14 protein-coding genes and 1 tRNA gene are annotated in these 17,181 nt (G+C 71.5%); 10 read left to right on the forward strand and 5 right to left on the reverse strand.

All coding sequences use genetic code 11. The features are described from left to right. Positions 1–6 precede the first annotated feature (6 nt). Positions 7–1,356 (reverse strand): glycosyltransferase, encoded by a 1,350-nt coding sequence (locus tag LDO26_RS04405; protein WP_232129861.1) that lies wholly within the window; start codon positions 1,354–1,356, stop codon positions 7–9. Continuing rightward, the gene (locus LDO26_RS04410; protein ID WP_232129862.1) at positions 1,356–2,648 is read right to left on the reverse strand and encodes a glycosyltransferase; all 1,293 of its coding nucleotides are present in this window, start codon (positions 2,646–2,648) and stop codon (positions 1,356–1,358) included. The genes LDO26_RS04405 and LDO26_RS04410 overlap by 1 nt, the downstream gene beginning before the upstream one ends. 120 nt (positions 2,649–2,768) lie before the next feature. Between LDO26_RS04410 and mrcB the strand changes: the two genes are divergently transcribed. From mrcB to lepB, 5 genes are all read left to right on the forward strand, one after another. Continuing rightward, entirely contained in the window at positions 2,769–5,225 is a 2,457-nt protein-coding gene (gene mrcB / locus LDO26_RS04415) for a penicillin-binding protein 1B (protein WP_232129863.1), read from the forward strand. Beyond that, entirely contained in the window at positions 5,222–5,755 is a 534-nt protein-coding gene (locus LDO26_RS04420; RefSeq protein ID WP_232129864.1) for a hypothetical protein, read from the forward strand. Before mrcB ends, LDO26_RS04420 begins: the two co-directional genes overlap by 4 nt. Positions 5,756–5,955: 200 nt before the next feature. Beyond that, positions 5,956–8,109: a DNA repair helicase YoaA gene (yoaA, locus tag LDO26_RS04425; RefSeq protein WP_232129865.1), complete on the forward strand. Its 2,154-nt coding sequence runs from the start codon at positions 5,956–5,958 to the stop codon at positions 8,107–8,109. Continuing rightward, positions 8,106–8,831 carry a tRNA (adenosine(37)-N6)-threonylcarbamoyltransferase complex dimerization subunit type 1 TsaB gene (gene tsaB, locus LDO26_RS04430; protein WP_232129866.1) on the forward strand — a complete coding sequence of 242 codons (726 nt, stop codon included), beginning with the start codon at positions 8,106–8,108 and terminating at the stop codon, positions 8,829–8,831. Before yoaA ends, tsaB begins: the two co-directional genes overlap by 4 nt. Before the next feature lie 70 nt (positions 8,832–8,901). Further along, the gene (gene lepB / locus LDO26_RS04435; RefSeq protein WP_232129867.1) at positions 8,902–9,546 is read left to right on the forward strand and encodes a signal peptidase I; all 645 of its coding nucleotides are present in this window, start codon (positions 8,902–8,904) and stop codon (positions 9,544–9,546) included. Positions 9,547–9,576: 30 nt separating this feature from the next. Here the strand turns inward: lepB and thiS are convergent, their stop codons facing one another. Further along, complete coding sequence (gene thiS / locus LDO26_RS04440; protein ID WP_232129868.1) at positions 9,577–9,780, reverse strand: sulfur carrier protein ThiS; 204 nt, start codon at positions 9,778–9,780, stop codon at positions 9,577–9,579. 188 nt (positions 9,781–9,968) lie between these two features. Between thiS and LDO26_RS04445 the strand changes: the two genes are divergently transcribed. The 5 genes from LDO26_RS04445 to LDO26_RS04465 all read left to right on the forward strand — a co-directional run bounded on the left by LDO26_RS04445 (position 9,969) and on the right by LDO26_RS04465 (position 15,492). Next, positions 9,969–11,819, forward strand: coding sequence for an autotransporter domain-containing protein (locus tag LDO26_RS04445; protein WP_232129869.1), 1,851 nt, complete (start codon positions 9,969–9,971; stop codon positions 11,817–11,819). A gap of 76 nt (positions 11,820–11,895) precedes the next feature. Further along, positions 11,896–11,969, forward strand: a tRNA-Gly gene (locus LDO26_RS04450). A 92-nt stretch (positions 11,970–12,061) separates the two neighbouring features. Continuing rightward, complete coding sequence (gene rimK, locus LDO26_RS04455) at positions 12,062–12,991, forward strand: 30S ribosomal protein S6--L-glutamate ligase (protein WP_232129870.1); 930 nt, start codon at positions 12,062–12,064, stop codon at positions 12,989–12,991. 484 nt (positions 12,992–13,475) lie between these two features. Next, a complete protein-coding gene (locus LDO26_RS04460; protein WP_232129871.1) occupies positions 13,476–14,159 on the forward strand; it encodes a response regulator transcription factor in 684 nt (227 codons plus the stop codon). After that, positions 14,146–15,492 carry a sensor histidine kinase gene (locus LDO26_RS04465; protein WP_232129872.1) on the forward strand — a complete coding sequence of 449 codons (1,347 nt, stop codon included), beginning with the start codon at positions 14,146–14,148 and terminating at the stop codon, positions 15,490–15,492. The genes LDO26_RS04460 and LDO26_RS04465 overlap by 14 nt, the downstream gene beginning before the upstream one ends. Before the next feature lie 85 nt (positions 15,493–15,577). On the opposite strand, the gene LDO26_RS04470 is transcribed toward LDO26_RS04465, so the two are convergent. Then, positions 15,578–16,495: a branched-chain amino acid transaminase gene (locus LDO26_RS04470; RefSeq protein WP_232129873.1), complete on the reverse strand. Its 918-nt coding sequence runs from the start codon at positions 16,493–16,495 to the stop codon at positions 15,578–15,580. A 55-nt stretch (positions 16,496–16,550) separates the two neighbouring features. After that, positions 16,551–17,138: a hypothetical protein gene (locus tag LDO26_RS04475; protein ID WP_232129874.1), complete on the reverse strand. Its 588-nt coding sequence runs from the start codon at positions 17,136–17,138 to the stop codon at positions 16,551–16,553. Positions 17,139–17,181: the final 43 nt, after the last annotated feature.

Consider the following 17,181-nt stretch of genomic DNA (forward strand, 5'->3'; position numbering starts at 1 on the left):
GTAGCCTCAGTGCCGCGTCGCCGCGGGTTCCCTGACCGCATCCGCGTGGATTTCTCCAGGCGCCAGCGCCTGCAGGTAGGTGTCGAGGCGGGCGGCGATCGATCGCCAGCTCCTGTCGAGGATCGGTGCCGGCGACAGGTCCAGTCCATCGTCGAGCCGCGATGCCTGTTTCGCCTGCGCCAGGCGCGTCAGCAATGCACCGATCGCATCGGGCGTATTGGCGCAGTTGTAGCCTCGCCGCAGCGACGCGATCATCGTGGAAGTGGGATCGCCACCTGCGCCCAGATTGAGGATCGGGCGGCGTGCGCCCAGGTACTCGTTGACCTTGCCCGGGATCTGCGTGGCGTCGTCGTTGGCGATGTTGACCAAGACATCGGCGGCGCGCTGCAGGTCGAGAATGGCGGTGTGGGGCAGGAAGCCCAGCAAGCGGATGCTGTCGGGACGGCGGCTGGCCGCCGCGAGTACGGACTCCGGTACCGCGATGGACGCGATGTTCAGGCGCAGCGCCGGGTTGGCCTGCAGCGCTTCGAGGAGGGCGTCCGGTCGCCTGAACCGATAGAAGCTGCCGGTGTACAGCAGTTCCAGACGATCCGCATCGAACAGCGCCACGCCCTCCGTCGGCTCGCCGCGGCGGTCATCGAATCCCTGCGGCAGCACGAGCATCGGCCGCTCGCGCCCGTGGCGATGCTGCATCAGTGCGGCCGTGGCGTCGGTGGTCACCGTCAGCAGGTCGGCATGACGGCACATCGCGCGTTCGATCCGCGCGGAGCGGGCCCGCCAGCGGCGAGGTGTATAGCTGGCCAGAACCGGATCGCCGATGTCGGAGACCCAGTGGAATCCGCGGCGCTTGGCGATCAGCGCGAGTTCGATCGTGGTCGCCGGCTCGTGGGAACTGACGACGACGTCCGGCTGGACGGCGTCGAGCGTGCGCCGCAGGCCACGACGCGCCCAGAACCGCCACTCGCCGCGGATGTCGGGGAAATGCACGAATTGCGCCACTGTCTGGATGGCTTCGGAGATCCGCTGCTTCCAGTTGCGCGGCGGCCGGATCGCCTGCGGCTGTCCGGCCGCAGGCGCGGCATCGCCGGGGGCATCGGGCAGCAGGCCGGCGTCGCGTTTGCGCTGCTGGCGCTTGCGCAGCAGCGACAGCATGCCGCGGACCGGCCCCGGGAACGTACGGTGGACGCGGATCGTGTCGGGTAGTTCCGGCAGGCCGGGCGTCTCGCCACCGAGATCGGCAGTCAGTACGTGGATTTCGTGTCCCAGGCTGTCGAGCTCGCGGCTCAGATACGTCCAGCGCAGCGACTGCGGCGAGGGACTCGGCGGGAATTCGTAGGCGATCAGCAGGATGCGCATTAAGGGCCGGAGGCAGGCAGGTCGAACGAGGCCGCGATGGTCGCGTGCGCTGCCTCGAAAGAAAAGTGGCGTCGCACGTTTTCGAGTCCGGCCCCGGACAGCGCGTGCCACAGGGCCTCGTCCTGGTACAGCCGGACCACGGCGTCGCAGAACGCGTCCGCGCTCCCGGCGATCAACGCATCGCGACCGTCGACCAGATGCATGCCCTCGGCGGCGCAAGGGGTCAGCACGACGGGAAGACCCGCCGCCATGCACAGGTTCACCTTGCCTTTCACGCCCGCGCCGAACCGCAGCGGCGCGAGCCCGATCCTGCAGCGATCAAGCAGAGGCGCCAGCTCCGGCACGTAGCCGTGCGCCACGACACCGGCGGGCGGTTGCGGGACCAGGGCATCGAGTCCGTCGCCGACCAGGTGCAGTTCGCAGGCCGGCAGCCGGGCCCGGATCGCGGGAAACAACGAGGAGACGAGCCAGTCGACGGCGTCGACGTTCGGCGGATGACCGGCGCCGCCGACGAACAGAAGCCCATGCCGCGCTGCGGGCAGGACGGGGCCGGTTGCGATGGCGTGCAGGTTGGGCAGCACGTGCACCGCGGGCGCGACCTGCTGCGAACGCAGCATCTGCGCTTCCGCCTCGCTGACGACCCACGTCAGATCGGCCTCGGCCATCGCGCGCAGTTCCCGCCTGCGCGTGCCGCGGGCCAACCGGCGCAGCGTGGCGTGGTCGCGGTGGTCGGCTTCCCGCTGCTCCCGCACGTGATGGAGGTCGACCGTATCCAGGACCAGCCGGGCCTGCGGCGCCAGTCGCCGCAGCAACGGGAACAGGAACTCGGCGAGGTGATAGCGGCTGACGACGACCCCCGCGTAGCGGTGGCCGTGCTGCGCCAGCCAGGCCGGATAGTCCGGGACATCGTCGCCGGCATGCACGGTGACGCCGAGCGCTTGCAGGTCGCGGGTGTAGTGCCCCTGCACACCCCGGTCGTCGGGCAGGAAATCGACGGCGAAGCCCGTGTCCAGCAGCACCCGCATCAGATTGACGGCACGCATGGACCCGGAGTCGCGGTCGGGCCGGGGCGTGCCGACATCGATGAGCAGGATGCGCGTTGCCTGCGCATTGCGCGGCGCCGGCGCGGGAGCCGGTGCCGGCGAGGAGGGTGCCTCCGGCGCCTTGCCGTGCGGCGAGCGGTTGGCAACGCGCGTCAGTGCGCTGCGCCAGCCGCGCGTCGCCACGGCGATGCGCAGCCGATGCAGACGCGCGGACAGCCGGCGCAACTGGTAACGCAAATGGAACGGCAAGATCGGTCTCGCTAGGCTGAATGGAGATGGACCCGGCCGGAGGCGGTCCAGCGTTGCTGCGCTAGACTCGCGCCGCTGCCCATTGTCGCATCCCGCGACAGGCGACTGCCGACAGGTTTCATGGCCCGCATCGACTACGAAGACGACGACACCGACGCCGACGACGCGTCGCCGGGCTGGCGCCGCCGCCTCGTCACCTGGACGCTGGCGCTGGTCGCGCTGGGGCTGGGCTTCCTGATCCCCTACACGCTGTACCTGAACAACCAGGTCAGCGAGCGCTTCGGCGCGCTGCAGTGGCAGGTGCCCACGCGCGTGTACGCACGGCCGCTGCTGCTGACGCCGGGCCTGGCGATGAACGCCCGTACCCTGAAGACCGAACTCGACGCCGCCGGCTATCGCGAGGGCGACGGCGTGCGGGCCGGCACGTACGTCGACGATGGCGGACGCTGGACGATCGCCAGCCGCGGCTTCCGCGACGTCGACGGCGTCGTCGCGCCCAGCCGGGTGCAGCTGACCCTGTCCGGTGGACGGGTGACCGACCTGCGCGATGCCGACGGCGGCAGGCGCGAGGCCGCGCGCATGGATCCGGCGCGCATCGCCACCCTGTACGGGCAGCGGCAGGAGGAGCGCCGGCTGGTCAGGGTGCAGGAGGTGCCCGCGCTGCTGACCGACACGCTGCAGGCGGTCGAGGACCGCGACTTCGCTCACCATCACGGCATCGACCTCAGCGGCATGGCGCGCGCGGCGCTGGTCAACCTGCGCGCCGGCGAGGCGAGGCAGGGCGCGAGCACGCTGACCCAGCAGCTCGCGCGCAGCGGCCTGCTCGGCATCGGCCGCGAACAGACCTGGACCCGCAAGCTCAACGAGATCCTCTACGCGCTGATCATCGAGGCGCGCTACGGCAAGGAAGCGATCCTCGAGGCCTATCTCAACCAGGTCTACCTGGGCCAGCGCGGCGCGCAGGCGATCCACGGCGTCGCCGCGGGCGCGGAGTTCTGGTTCGGCCGCCGGATCGACGACCTGGAAACCGAGCAGGTCGCGCTGCTGGTCGGCATCATCCGCGGGCCGTCGTACTACGATCCGCGCCGGCAGCCGGAACGTGCCAAGGCGCGGCGCGATTTCGTGCTGGCCAACATGCTGCGCACGGGGCTGATCGACCAGGCCGAGCACGACCGTGCGCTCGCCCAGCCGCTGGGCATCACCGACACGCCGGGCAACATCGCCGCGAACCGCTTCCCCGCCTACGTCGACCTGATCCGCCACCAGCTGGCGCACGACTATCCCACCGGCGCGCTGCAGGGCGCCGGGCTCACGGTGATGAGCGCGATGTCGCCGTCGGCGCAGGCCTATGCCGAAGGCGCAGTGACCCGTACGCTCGACGAGCTGTCCACCGGCAAGCGTCCGCCGCTGCAGGCCGGGCTGGTGCTGACCGACGTGCACGACGGCGAGGTCATTGCCGCGGTGGGCAGCCGCAATCCGGTCGAGCACGGCTTCAACCGCGCCATCGAGGCGCATCGCCCGGTCGGTTCGCTGCTCAAGCCGTTCGTCTACCTGATCGCACTCGGCGATCCCAGCCGCTATTCGCTGGCCAGCTGGGTCGACGACTCGCCGGTCGACATCACCCTGGCCAACGGCAAGCGCTGGAGCCCGGGCAATGCCGACGGCCGCAGCCACGGCACGGTGCGCCTGATCGATGCGCTGGCGCGCTCCTACAACCAGGCGACGGTGCGGATCGGCATGGACGTCGGCCCGGGCGCGCTGGCCGACCTGGTGCACATGCTGATCAGCGTGCGCGTGGACGCCAACCCTTCGCTGATCCTCGGCTCGATGGACCAGTCCCCGTACGCCATGGCGCAGCTCTACCAGTTCCTCGCCTCCGGCGGCGAAGTGCAGATCCTGCACACGGTGCGTGGCGTGCTGGATGCGCAGGGCAGGGTGGTCAACCGCTACGACCACACACCCAAGGCCGCCACCCGCAGCGACGCACTGGCCGCGCGCATCGTCACCATCGGCCTGCAGCACGCGGTGTCGTCGGGCACTGGACGCCAGCTGATCAACGACGGCCTGGGCCGGCTCAATGCCGCCGGCAAGACCGGCACCAGCAACGATGGCCGCGACAGCTGGTTCGCCGGCTGGACCGGCGATCATCTGGCCGTGGTCTGGGTCGGCAACGACCAGAACGAATCGACCGGGCTGCAGGGCGCGACCGGCGCGATGCGGGTGTGGTCGGGGCTGTTCGCGCGGCTGCCCAGCGCACCGCTGGACGTCGGCAGTGAAGGGCTGGAATGGCAGTGGGTGGTACAGTCGAGCAGCAGCGATGCGGACTGTCCCGATGCGCGCCGCTTCGCCTTCGCGCAGGGGTATGCGCCACCCTACCGGTCGTGCCGCTACCAGCCGGGCCAGGACACCTTCGTCGACGCCGACGGCAATCTCGTCGATGCCACGGGCGCGCCGGTGCAGCAGGCCCGGCGCGGCTGGCGCGAGTGGTTCGGCTTCGGTCGTCGCGACGAGGACGCTGCCGCGTCGGAACCGGAACCGCCGCCACCGCCGCCCCCACCCGCCGAGGAACCCCGATGAAGTCGATGACCGCCGTCCGCACAGGCCTGTGCCTGCCGTTGCTGCTGCTCGCCGCATGCGCGAGCCAGGCGCCGGTCGCGGACGAGACGGCGCCGCCGGCGACGTCGGCCACGGCGCAGGAAATGGTCGCCCTGATCCGCGCCTCGGGCGGCGACGGCGAAGGCGAACTCGCCGTGCAGCCGCTGCGCGACCCGATGGTCGACGACCTGCGCGAGCAGGCGCTCGCGCTCGAGGCCCGGGGCGATGTGCCGGCCGCGGTCGTCGCGCTCGACCAGGCACTGGAGATCGTCGCCGACGACCCGGCGCTGTTGCAGGAGCGCGCCGAACTGGCGGTGCTGCAGCAGGACTACGCGGCCGCGGCGACGCTGGCCGAACGCGCCTATGCGATCGGGTCGCAGCTCGGCCCGCTGTGCCGCCGCCACTGGACGACCCTGGAGCAGGTTCGGCTGGCCGGGGGCGACGTCGCCGGGGCGGCGCAGGCGCGGGCGCAGGTCGACGGTTGCCGCGTGTCCGGTCCCGAACGCTACTGAGGAGTTGAGCGTCATTCGTCCACCTGTCGCGACCGCTGCCGCACGCCCGTGGCCGCAGCGCGGTGGGCGAAGACCGCGGTCATCCGGTTCGCAGGCCGCCCTTGTTTGCGCCCGCCGCGCCTTGCCGCGGGCGCCCGGCAACGGTCCCGCCAGGGTGTTCGATCCACTCCCGACCGTCGACCCCGCGGCCGCTGCGCGCCATGACATCCCGTGACGGCAGCCTCGCGGCACGCAGCCGCGAGGCGCTGGCCGACGGTGGCCTGCTGGCCGCGTGCATCCCCGCGTTCCGGCCGCGTGCGGCGCAGCAGACCCTGTCGATGGCGGTCGCCGATGCGTTCGAGCAGCGCGCGACACTGCTTGCCGAGGCCGGCACCGGCACCGGCAAGACCTTCGCCTACCTGGTGCCGGCGCTGCTGTCGGGGCTGAAGACTATCGTCTCGACGGGGACGCGCGCGCTGCAGGACCAGCTCTACCACCGCGACCTGCCGCGCGTGCGCGACGCCCTGGGCACGGGGCTGCGGACCGCGCTGCTGAAGGGCCGCGCCAACTACCTGTGCCTGCACCGCCTGGAACAGGCCCGCGGCGAACCGCAGCTGGCCGTGCGCGGGCACGGCGCGCAGTTCCAGCGCATCGTCGCCTGGGCCGGGCGCACGCGCATGGGCGACATGGCCGAACTCGACGGCCTCGGCGACGACTCGCCGCTGCTGCCGCTGGTCACCTCGACCGTCGACAACTGCCTGGGCAACGACTGCCCGTTCTGGAGCGAGTGCTTCCTGGTGCGTGCGCGGCAGCGTGCGCAGGAGGCCGACATCGTCGTCGTCAACCATCACCTGCTGCTCGCCGACCTGGCGCTGAAGCAGGAGGGCTTCGGCGAGATCCTGCCCGGCGCCCAGGCCTTCGTCGTCGACGAGGCGCACCAGCTGCCGGAACTCGCCGCGCAGTTCTTCGGCGAAGGCCTGAGCGCCCGGCCGCTGGTCGAGCTGGCGCGCGACGCGGTCGCCGAAGGCCGTAGCGTGCCCGGCGCGCTGCCGGTGCTGCAGTCGCCGGCCGAGGCGCTGGACCTGGCGGCGCGCGCACTGCGCGCGGCGATGGAAGGACTGCCGGTGCGCGGCACCCGCTACCGCGCCTTGTACGAGCCGGCGGTCGAGGACGCGCTGCATGCGCTCGACGATGCACTGGTGTACCTGCGCGACGCCCTGGCGCCGCTGCGCGAGGCGGCGCCGGGCCTGGACAGCTGTCATGCGCGCGCCGGCCTGTTCATCGCGCGCCTGCGCAACTGGAACGACGGCGACTCGTGCGCCGAGGCCGGCGCGGCGTTCGACGATGGCGCGCCTGCGGGCTTCGGCGACGCGGAGGTTCCTGGCGATCCGGTCACCGACGGCGATCCACACCAGGCGCCCGCGCGCGGCGGCGACAGCGTGCTGTGGTACGAGCTGACCCCGCGCGGCTTCCGCCTGCAGCGCACCCCGCTGGACGTATCCGGGCCGCTGCGCACGCATCGCGAGCTCTCGCGCGCGGCCTGGGTGTTCACCTCGGCCACGCTGGCCGTCGACGGCCATTTCGACCATGTCGCCGCGCGGCTGGGCCTGGACGCGCCGCAGACCCTGCTCTCGCCCAGTCCGTTCGACTGGCCGCGACAGGCGCTGTGCTATCTGCCGCCGGCGCTGCCGCATCCGCAGGCGCCGGGCTACACCGCGGCGATCATCGATGCGGTGCGGCCGGTGCTGGCGGCCTCCGGCGGCCGCGCGTTCCTGCTGTTCGCCTCGCACCGTGCGCTGCGTGAGGCCGCTGCGCTGCTGCGCGCCGCCGGCGATGCCTGCCCGTGGCCGCTGTTCGTGCAGGGCGAGGCGCCGCGCCACGTGCTGCTGCAGCAGTTCCGCGATTCCGGCAATGGCGTGCTGCTCGGCGCGGCGAGTTTCCGCGAGGGGGTCGACGTGGCCGGCGACGCGCTCAGTGTCGTGGTCATCGACAAGCTGCCGTTCGCCGCGCCCGACGATCCGGTGTTCGAGGCCCGGCTCGATGCGATCCGCCGCGCCGGCGGCCAGCCGTTCCGCGACGAACAGCTGCCGCAGGCGGTGATCGCGCTCAAGCAGGGCGTCGGCCGGCTGATCCGCACCGAGCGCGACCGTGGCGTACTGGTGCTGTGCGATCCGCGGCTGGTCGGCAAGAGCTATGGCCGGCGTTTTCTCGATTCCCTGCCGCCGTTGCCGCGCACGCGCGACGTTGCCGATGTCGCGGCGTTCTTCGCCGCGCACGGCCATGGCACCGCGGAGACCGACGCTGCGACAATCGCGGCGTCGGCGGCGTTGGCCGGCGAAGACGCCCCGATTCCGATCCACGAAGCCCGCCCATGAAACTGCTCGCCTTCGAAACCGCCACCGAAGCCTGTTCCGTCGCCGTCTGGGACGACGGTCGCGTGCTGGAGCGCTTCGGGATCGTCCCGCGCCGGCACGCGGAGCTGGCATTGCCCTGGGCCGAGGATCTGCTGGCCGAGGCCGGCGTGGCGCGCAGCCAGCTCGATGCGATCGCGGTCGGCCGCGGACCCGGTGCCTTCACCGGCGTGCGGCTGGCGATCGCGCTCGCGCAGGGCATCGCGCTGGCGCTGGACCGGCCGGTCGTCGCGCTGTCGACGCTCGCGGTTCTGGCGATGCGCGGCGCCGACGCCGCCGGCCCCGGCGGCCACGTGCTGGCCGCGATCGACGCGCGCATGGGCGAGGTCTACAGCGCCGCGTTCGCACTGGATGCCGAGGGTCCGCGGCTGCTCGACGACGAGCGCGTCGGTCCGCCGGCATCGGTGGCGCTGCCGGAGCCGCTTGCGCAATCCGCTGGCGGTGCGTGGCACGGCGTCGGCACCGGCTTCGCCGCCGGCGATGGCGCGCTGGCGGCGCGGCTGGGCGCGCGCATGGCCGGCGTCGACGCGACCGCCTTGCCGCGGGCCGGCGATCTGGCCCGGCTCGGCGCGGCCGCGTTCGCGCGTGGCGAGGCGGTCGCCGCCGATCGCATCGAGCCGGCCTACCTGCGCGACAATGTCGCACTGACCATCGCCGAGCAGCAGGCGCTGCGCGCGGCACGCTGACGCACCCGGGGCGGGGAACCACCGGCGCAGGTCGGCGGTCCCATCCCCATCGACCAGAGGGAACCCGCCGATGACCGCAACGCCACCCGATGCCACGTCCGACCGGCTCGCGTTTCCGGCGCGCCTGCGCCGCTGGCTGCGCAGCGAGGGCCTGCCGCTGCTGGTGATGCTGACCCTGCTGCTGGTTGCGCGCTCGTCGCTGGCCAACCACTACAACGTGCCCAGTGGCTCGATGGAGCCGACGCTGATGCCCGGCGACCGCGTCGTCGTCGACATGCGCGCCTACGGCCTGCGGGTACCGTTCACCCAGGTCGCGCTGATCCCGGTGGACACCCCGCAGCGTGGCGACGTCGTGGTGTTCAAGTCGCCGGCCGACGGCACCCGGCTGATCAAGCGCGTGGTCGCGGTGGCCGGTGACCGGGTCGACCTGGTCGACGGCCGCCTGTCGATCAACGGCACGCCGCTGGCGGCGGATGCCGACGGCGCGCAAGAGGATTTCGGCGCGCGCGTGGCGACGCTCGACCTCGACGCCGGCGGCGGTCCCGACCTGCACGACGTGCTGGTGCCGCAGGGGCAGGTGCTGGTGCTCGGCGACCATCGCGGCGAGAGCTTCGACGGTCGCTACTTCGGCTTCGTGCCCGCGGCGTCGATCTACGGCCAGGCGCGTGGCGTGTTCTGGCGCAGGGGCGACGGGTTCGGCTGGCGCCGGCTGTAGTCCGCATCCACCGCTGCGGCCGGGCGGGGCTCAGCCGCCGCCGAGCGCATGCACGATCTCGACGCGGTCGCCGTCGTGCAGCCGCGTGTCCGCATGCCGGCCGCGCGGCACGATCTCGCCGTTGACCTCGACCGCGACCCGGCGTTCGGCCAGTCCCTGCTGCTGCAGCAGGGCGAGCACGGTGGTGGTGGTGTCTTCGAGCGACAGCGCGTCGCCATTGAGCAGGATGTCCATTGCGGTATTGTCGCCGCCCCGCGCGGCGCGCGCACCCGCCCGGTACGCCCTGTCACAAATTTGTCGCACTGCGGCGTGAGTCGCCTGTGGCGCTGTGGAACGATCCGCATCCGTGCGCCGACGTATGTCGCCGGCGCAGCCACCGGCGGATGTCCGCCGTCCGTGTTTTCCCGAGGAGAATCCCCACGATGTCGTCCTGGCCCGTCCGTGCCGCCCTCGCGAGCGCGCTTGCGCTTGCCGCCGCCCCCGCGCTTGCCGCGGAACCGTTCTCCAAGACCGTGTTCTTCGGCGACAGCCTGACCGATTCCGGTCATTTCCGTCCGGTCCTGGTCCAGATGATCGGCCCGCAGGGCGCGATCCTGGGCCGCTTCACCACCAATCCCGGCCTGGTCTGGTCCGAGCACCTCGCCGACCGCTACGGCACCGACGCCAGCGCCAACGGCAACGGCCAGGGCGGCGACAACTATGCGGTCGGCGGCGCCCGGGTGGGCGTCGATTCGGTGGGCGGCCTCGGCTTCACGCCGTCGCTGGTCACCCAGACGACCAGCTACCTCGCCGCGAACGGCGGCCGCGCCGATGCCGATGCGCTGTACAGCGTCTGGGGTGGCGCCAACGACCTGTTCTCGATTGCCGCCGACCCGACCCAGGCGCCGCAGATCATCGGCGCGGCGGTCGCTGCGCAGGTCGGCATCGTCGGCACGCTGCAGGGGGCGGGTGCGCGCTACGTCATGGTGCCGTCGATTCCCGACATCGGCCTGACCCCGGCCTCGCGCGCCGGCGGCGCCGCGGCGATGGCGCAGGGCACCGCGCTGGCCACCGCCTACAACGACGCGCTGTATGGCGGACTGGCGGCGCAGGGCCTGCGGGTGATCCCGGTCGATACCTTCCACTTCCTGCAGGAGGTCGTCGCCGATCCGGGCCTGTACGGCTTCGCCAACGTCACTTCGCCGGGATGCGGCGCGCAGCCGCCGCCGGCCGGCGACTCGTCGCTGTTCTGTAATCCCAATTCGCTGCTCGACCCCAGTGCCGCCGACACCTACCTGTTCGCCGACGGCATCCATCCGGCCAGCCGCGCGCATGCGCTGATCGCGGACCTGGCGATCTCGATGATCGACGGGCCGCAGCAGATCGCGGTGCTGCCGCAGTCGGCGGCGATGACCGGCCGCGCCCGCGCCGACCGCATCGCGCACCGGCTGTCGTTCCAGCCGGGCGAGGCCGACGGCAGGCGCTGGTGGGTCGACGTGCGCGGCGACTTCCAGCGCTACGACCACGGCAAGGCTTACGACGGCGCCGGCCCGGCGGTCACCGCCGGCATCGACTGGAACCGCGGCAACGCCACGTTCGGCGGCTTCCTCGGCTACGGCCGCCAGGGCAACGACTGGGGCCTGCGCCGCGGCAGCTGGGACCAGGGCGAGGCCAGCGTCGGCGGCTTCGTCGGCTGGCACGCCGATGGCGGCGCCTGGGTCAACGCCCAGCTGAGCTACAGCTGGCTGGACTTCGACATCGACCGCACCGTGCAGATCGGTCCGGCGACGCGCGTGCATCACGGCGACGCCGACGGCAGCAACCTCACTGCGGCGGTCAACGCCGGCTGGAACTTCGGCGACGGCCGGTTGCAGCATGGCCCGGTGCTGTCGCTGGTCGCCCAGCGGATCGAGGTCGACGGCTTCGCCGAGAGCGATCCGACCCTGTCCAGCTCGCTGGCCTATCCCTCGCAGGACTTCGACTCGCTGATCGGCAGCGCCGGCTGGCAGTTCGCCTACGCGGCCGGCGACAGCCTGCGCCCGTATGCCAGGCTGACCGTCGACCGCGAGTTCGAGGATGTCCCGGCCGAGGCCTGGGCATGGTCGCAGTCGTTGCCGTCGACGCTGCCCTACGCGGTGCCCGCGCGCGGCTACGACCGCAGCTATGGCAGCCTGACCTTCGGCGCCCAGACCCGCGTGTCCGGCCTGGAAGCGAACCTGGGCGCCACGCTGACCGTCGGCCAGAAGGGCGGCAGCCACGCGACCGTGTTCGCGACGGTCGGCGGCGGGTTCTGAGCATCGCGCGTGAGCCGGCGACGCCGTCCGCGGCGTTGCCAACGCGCGCGATCGCGGCATAGACTGCGTGGCCTGCGCGGGTGTAGCTCAATGGCAGAGCTGTTGCTTCCCAAGCAACTGACGAGGGTTCGATTCCCTTCACCCGCTCCAATCTTGAACGGCGGCATCATCTCGCGGTGATGCCGCCGTTCTCTTTGCCGGCGTGTCGTGGTCCGGCCCCGGCGGGGTCTTCCGGTGATGCGATGAAGCTTGCGATCCTGTCCCGCAATACGAAGCTCTATTCCACGCGTCGCCTGCTGGAAGCGGCGCGGGTGCGCGGGCATACCGCGCGGGTGCTCGATCCGCTGCGCTGCTACATGCGCATCAGCAACGACGGCTTCTCGATGCGCTACAAGGGCAAGCCGATCGACGGCTTCGATGCGGTGATCCCGCGCTTCTCCGCGTCGATCACCCGCTACGGCAACGCGGTGCTGCACCAGTTCGAGCTGATGGGCACGCATGCGCCCAACCCGTCGGCGGCGTTCGCGCGCGCGCGCGACAAGCTGCGCTGCCAGCAACTGCTGGCGGCCGAGGGCATCGGCCTGCCGGCCACGGTGTTCGGCGACAATCCCGACGATACCGACGACCTGCTGGCGATGCTCGGGCCGCCGCCGCACGTCATCAAGCTCAACGAGGGCACCCAGGGCGCCGGGGTGATGCTGGCCGAGAAGCCGTCGGCCTCGCGCGGCGTGGTCGAAGCGCTGCGCGGACTGTATGCGAACTTCCTCGTGCAGGAGTTCATCGCCGAGGCGCAGGGGGCGGACCTGCGCTGCTTCGTCGTCGGCGACCGCGTCATCGGCGCGATGCAGCGGCAGGCGCCGGCCGGCGATTTCCGTTCCAACCTGCATCGCGGCGGGACCGCGTCGGCGGTATGCGCCACGCCCGAGGAGCAGGCGGTCGCGGTACGGGCCGCGCAGGTCGTCGGGCTGGGCATAGCCGGCGTCGACCTGATCCGGGCCAAACGCGGCCCGCTGGTGCTCGAGGTCAACGCCTCGCCCGGCCTGGAGGGGATCGAGGCGGTCACCGGACTGGATATTGCCGGCGGCATCATCGAGCACATCGCCAGCCACGCCGCCCCGGGGCGGCCGCCTGCGCGGAAATCCCGCAGGACGCCTGCCGCTAATGGAAATTGAACGTTTTTTTTCCGGTTTTCGACGCGCCCGGGACTATCGTGCACATCCGGAATGCGCTCGCGCTCTCTCTGCCCTGGTCTCGCCGGGGTCGCGACGGATGACGGCAATCGGGGCAACACTCCTTTGACCCGGGCGGGCCTACCGCCTGGGTCTTTTTGTGGTTCTTCTTGTGGTTCTTCGCCGATTGCCGGGTACCTCGATCGCAGGTCGGGCGCTCGACACTGGTATTTCCGGTCAGGCCGCACCGGCGGGTCCGCCGACAGCTCACGAATCGCGGCGCGGGACCGACCTCCGCAAGGCCGGGGCAGTCGTCTTCCTCGCGTCCGGCCCCGGTGACGGTTGTGTCGTCGAACTTCGTGCCGCAAGCGCTGTCGTATGCGTTGCCGCGACAGCCCGGGCCGCACCATGCCGCCCTGTGCCATCATTCGCTCATGGCGACATCGCATGCCGGAACCGGCCCGCGCCCCGCCCCCAAGGACATCCCATGCATATTCTCGTCATCGAAGACAACCAGGACATCGCCGCCAACCTTGGCGACTACCTCGAGGATCGCGGCCACACCGTGGATTTCGCCGCGGATGGCGTGACCGGCCTGCACCTGGCGGTGGTGCACGATTTCGATGCGATCGTGCTCGACCTCAACCTGCCGGGCATGGACGGCCTGGAGGTCTGCCGCAAGCTGCGCAACGACGCGCGCAAGCAGACCCCGGTGCTGATGCTGACCGCGCGCGACAGCCTCGACAACAAGCTCGCCGGCTTCGATTCCGGGGCCGACGACTACCTGGTCAAGCCGTTCGCGCTGCAGGAGGTCGAGGTCCGCCTCAACGCGCTGTCGCGCCGCGGCAAGGGCACCCATACCCGGGTGCTGGATGTCGGCGACCTCGAATACAACCTCGATACGCTGGAAGTGCGCCGCGGCGGCAAGCTGCTGCAGCTCAACCCGACCGCGCTGAAGATCCTGCAGTCGCTGATGGAGGCCTCGCCGGCGGTGGTCACGCGGCAGGAGCTCGAGACCCGGGTCTGGGGCGAGGAACTGCCGGATTCCGATTCGCTGCGCGTGCACATCCACGGCCTGCGCGCGGTCGTCGACAAGCCGTTCGACACGCCGTACATCCAGACCCGCCACGGCATCGGCTACCGCATCGCGGTCCCCGATGGCGGCAACTGACGGCGGGGGCCCGGCGCCGGGACGCGTGCGCCGGCGCCGTTACCGGCGGCGTCTGCGCAGCCGCATCATCCTGTCGTTCGCGCTGTTCGGGCTGGGCCTGACGGCACTGTTCGCGGTGCTGACCCAGGAAGCGCGCAACCGGGTCGAGAACGCCCTGGTCGAAGATGCGATGAACCGCAACATCGACGAGTTCGCCGGGCGCTGGTTCAGCGATCCGGACAGCCCGCCGGAGGTGCCGTTCGAGCAGGTGAAGGCCTGGTTCTATACCCCGGACCGCTTCGACGTGGTCCGCGCCAACCGGCCGGAATGGGCCTCGCTGTCCGACGGCATCCACGGCTTCAGCGGCACCGACGAGTTCGGCCATCCGATGGCCTACAAGCTGGCGGTGCGCAAGACGCCCGAGGCCTGGTTCTTCCTCGCCTACGACATGACCCAGACCCAGCGCGGCGAGGCGCAGTTCCAGCGTGCGATCACCAGTGCGTTGATCGTGGTGTCGCTGCTGTCGCTGCTGATCGGCTGGTGGGCGGCGTCGCGGGTGATGAGCCCGGTGACCGAACTGGCCAACCGGCTCAGCCGTTCCGGCGACAGCTCCACGCCGCAGGCGCTGGCGCCGCACTTCGCCGACGACGAGGTCGGCCAGCTGGCCAGCGCACTCGACGACTACGCCTTCCGCCTGACCGAGGTCGTGCAGCGCGACCGCGAGTTCAATGCCGACGTCAGCCACGAGCTGCGCACGCCGCTGGCGGTGATCCGCGGTGCGGTGGAGCTGCTGCTGTCGCGGCCGGACCTGGACGAGAAGACCCGGACCCGCCTGCTGCGCATCCAGCGCGCCGAGCAGCAGTGCACCGATCTGATCAGCGCGCTGCTGCTGCTGTCGCGCAACGAGCGCGGCCATGGCGCGACCGACGTCGGCAAGGTCGTCGAGCAGCTGTTCGACGCGCATCGCCCGCAGCTCGCCGGCAAGCCGCTGGCGTTGGTGCTCGAGGGCGATCAGCCGCTGGTCGTCGATGCGCCGGAGGCCGCGATCACCGTCGCGCTGGGCAACCTGGTCGGCAATGCGATCAAGTACACGCACGAGGGCGAGGTCGTCGTGCGGTTGCGCGGGGACGCGGTCGAGGTCGCCGATTCTGGTCCCGGGCTCAGCGCCGAGGACGCCGCGCGGCTGTTCGAACGCGGCTATCGCGGTACCCATGCCGAGCATTCGCAGGGCGGCGGGATCGGCCTGTCGATCGTGCGCCGGCTATGCGCGCTGTACGGCTGGCACGTGCGGGTGGTGCCCGGGCCGGTGCGCGGCGTGGTGGCGACGCTGTCGTTCCGCCCCGACGTGGACTGACGTCGCGCGCCCGGGCCTGGAAGTACATCGAGCGCCGCAGCGAGACCGGGTGGTCGCGGCAGACGGGAGAGCTACGCCCTGCCTCTCACCCCTGCAGCGGCTCCAGCCAGCCATGGGTATCCGGCGTGCTGCCGTCGAACAGGCCGAAGAACAGCGACTGGATCCGGCGCGTCAGCGGGCCGGCCTTGCCGCTGCCGACCTGGCGGCCGTCGACCGAACGGATCGGGGTGATCTCGGCCGCGGTGCCGCACATGAACAGCTCGTCGCACAGGTACAGGTACTCGCGCGGCAGGTCGCGCTCGACGACCTCGATGCCGTTCGCCCGCGCCAGGGTGATGATCGAATGCCGGGTCAGGCCGTTGAGCAGCGCCGCGCTGACCGGCGTGGTGTGCAGCATGCCATCGAACACCAGGAACAGGTTCTCGCCCGCGCCTTCGCTGAGCAGTCCGGTCGAGGCCAGCGCGATGCCCTCGCCGAAGCCCAGGCGCCGCGCCTCGCGTGCGACCAGTTGGCCCGACAGGTAGTTGCCGCCGGCCTTGGCGCCGGCCGGGATCGTGTTCGGCGCGAAGCGCTGCCAGCTCGACACGCAGGCGTCGATGCCGTTCTCCAACACGTCGTCACCGAGATACGCGCCCATCTGCCAGGTGGCGACCGCGACATCGACCGGCGTATCCGCCGACAGGCCGAACCCGCCGAGGCCGCGGTAGGCCACCGGGCGCAGGTAGGCGGCCTTGAAGCCGTTGCGCACGATCACCGCATGGCAGGCGGCGTTGATGTCCTCGAGCGAGTAGGGGATCTCGATCTCGTGGATCTTCGCCGACTGGAACAGCCGCCGGTTGTGGTCGGTCAGGCGGAAGATCGCCGGGCCGTGCGGCGTGTCGTAGCTGCGGATGCCCTCGAACACCGACGAACCGTAGTGCAGCGCATGCGACATCACATGGGTCGTGGCCTCGGCCCAGGGCTTGATGCTGCCGTTCTGCCAGATCCATTCGGGGTAATGCATGGCGCGCGCTCGCGGTCGGGAAACCGCCATTTTGCCTGAATCGGCGGCCCCGACGTCAGAGGCTGACCCACCAGCAGCCGAGATGCCGGTGCAGCGAGAACACCGTCTGCGAGGCGCCGGCGCCATTGGCGCCGGTCTGGTCGAGCCGCAGCGACGTCGGCGGCAGCTGGCGCGGCGCGGTGGGGATGTCGCGCGCGCTGGTCCAGCCGCTGAAGCCGCGCTGCTGCGCCGCAACCACCGATTGCGCCGGGCGCTGGGCGGTGATGTTGACCAGCGGCCGCTGGGCGACCGTGTCCAGCCGCTGCAGCACCTGGTAGCCGCCGGCGTGGCTCATGCCCGGCCAGTGGTACAGGCCGGCAAGGCGATTGGTGTCGCGCGCATCGATCGCGTGCTGCATTTCCTGCATCAGCGCACGCACGCTGCGCGCGCAGCCGCTGCGGACGGCCGTGGCCCGGTTGCGGTCGGCGCTGCGCGCCGGTTGCGGGCTGCCGCCGACCTCGCTGCACTTGCGGTCGGTGAAGATGGTGCCGCCATCGGCCGCCACGCAGCGCCGGACCTGGGCGTCCGCCGGGCGCGGGGACCACCACGATGCCAGTGCCGCCGAGGCGAGCAGCAGAGCGGCGATGGGCTTGGCGGCGGACATCGGGCCAGCGTACCGGCTGGCGGGCCCGCGGAGAAGCGACGTC

Origin of the sequence: Proluteimonas luteida (genome assembly GCF_021191695.1) — a bacterium.
Lineage (GTDB): Bacteria > Pseudomonadota > Gammaproteobacteria > Xanthomonadales > Xanthomonadaceae > Luteimonas > Luteimonas luteida.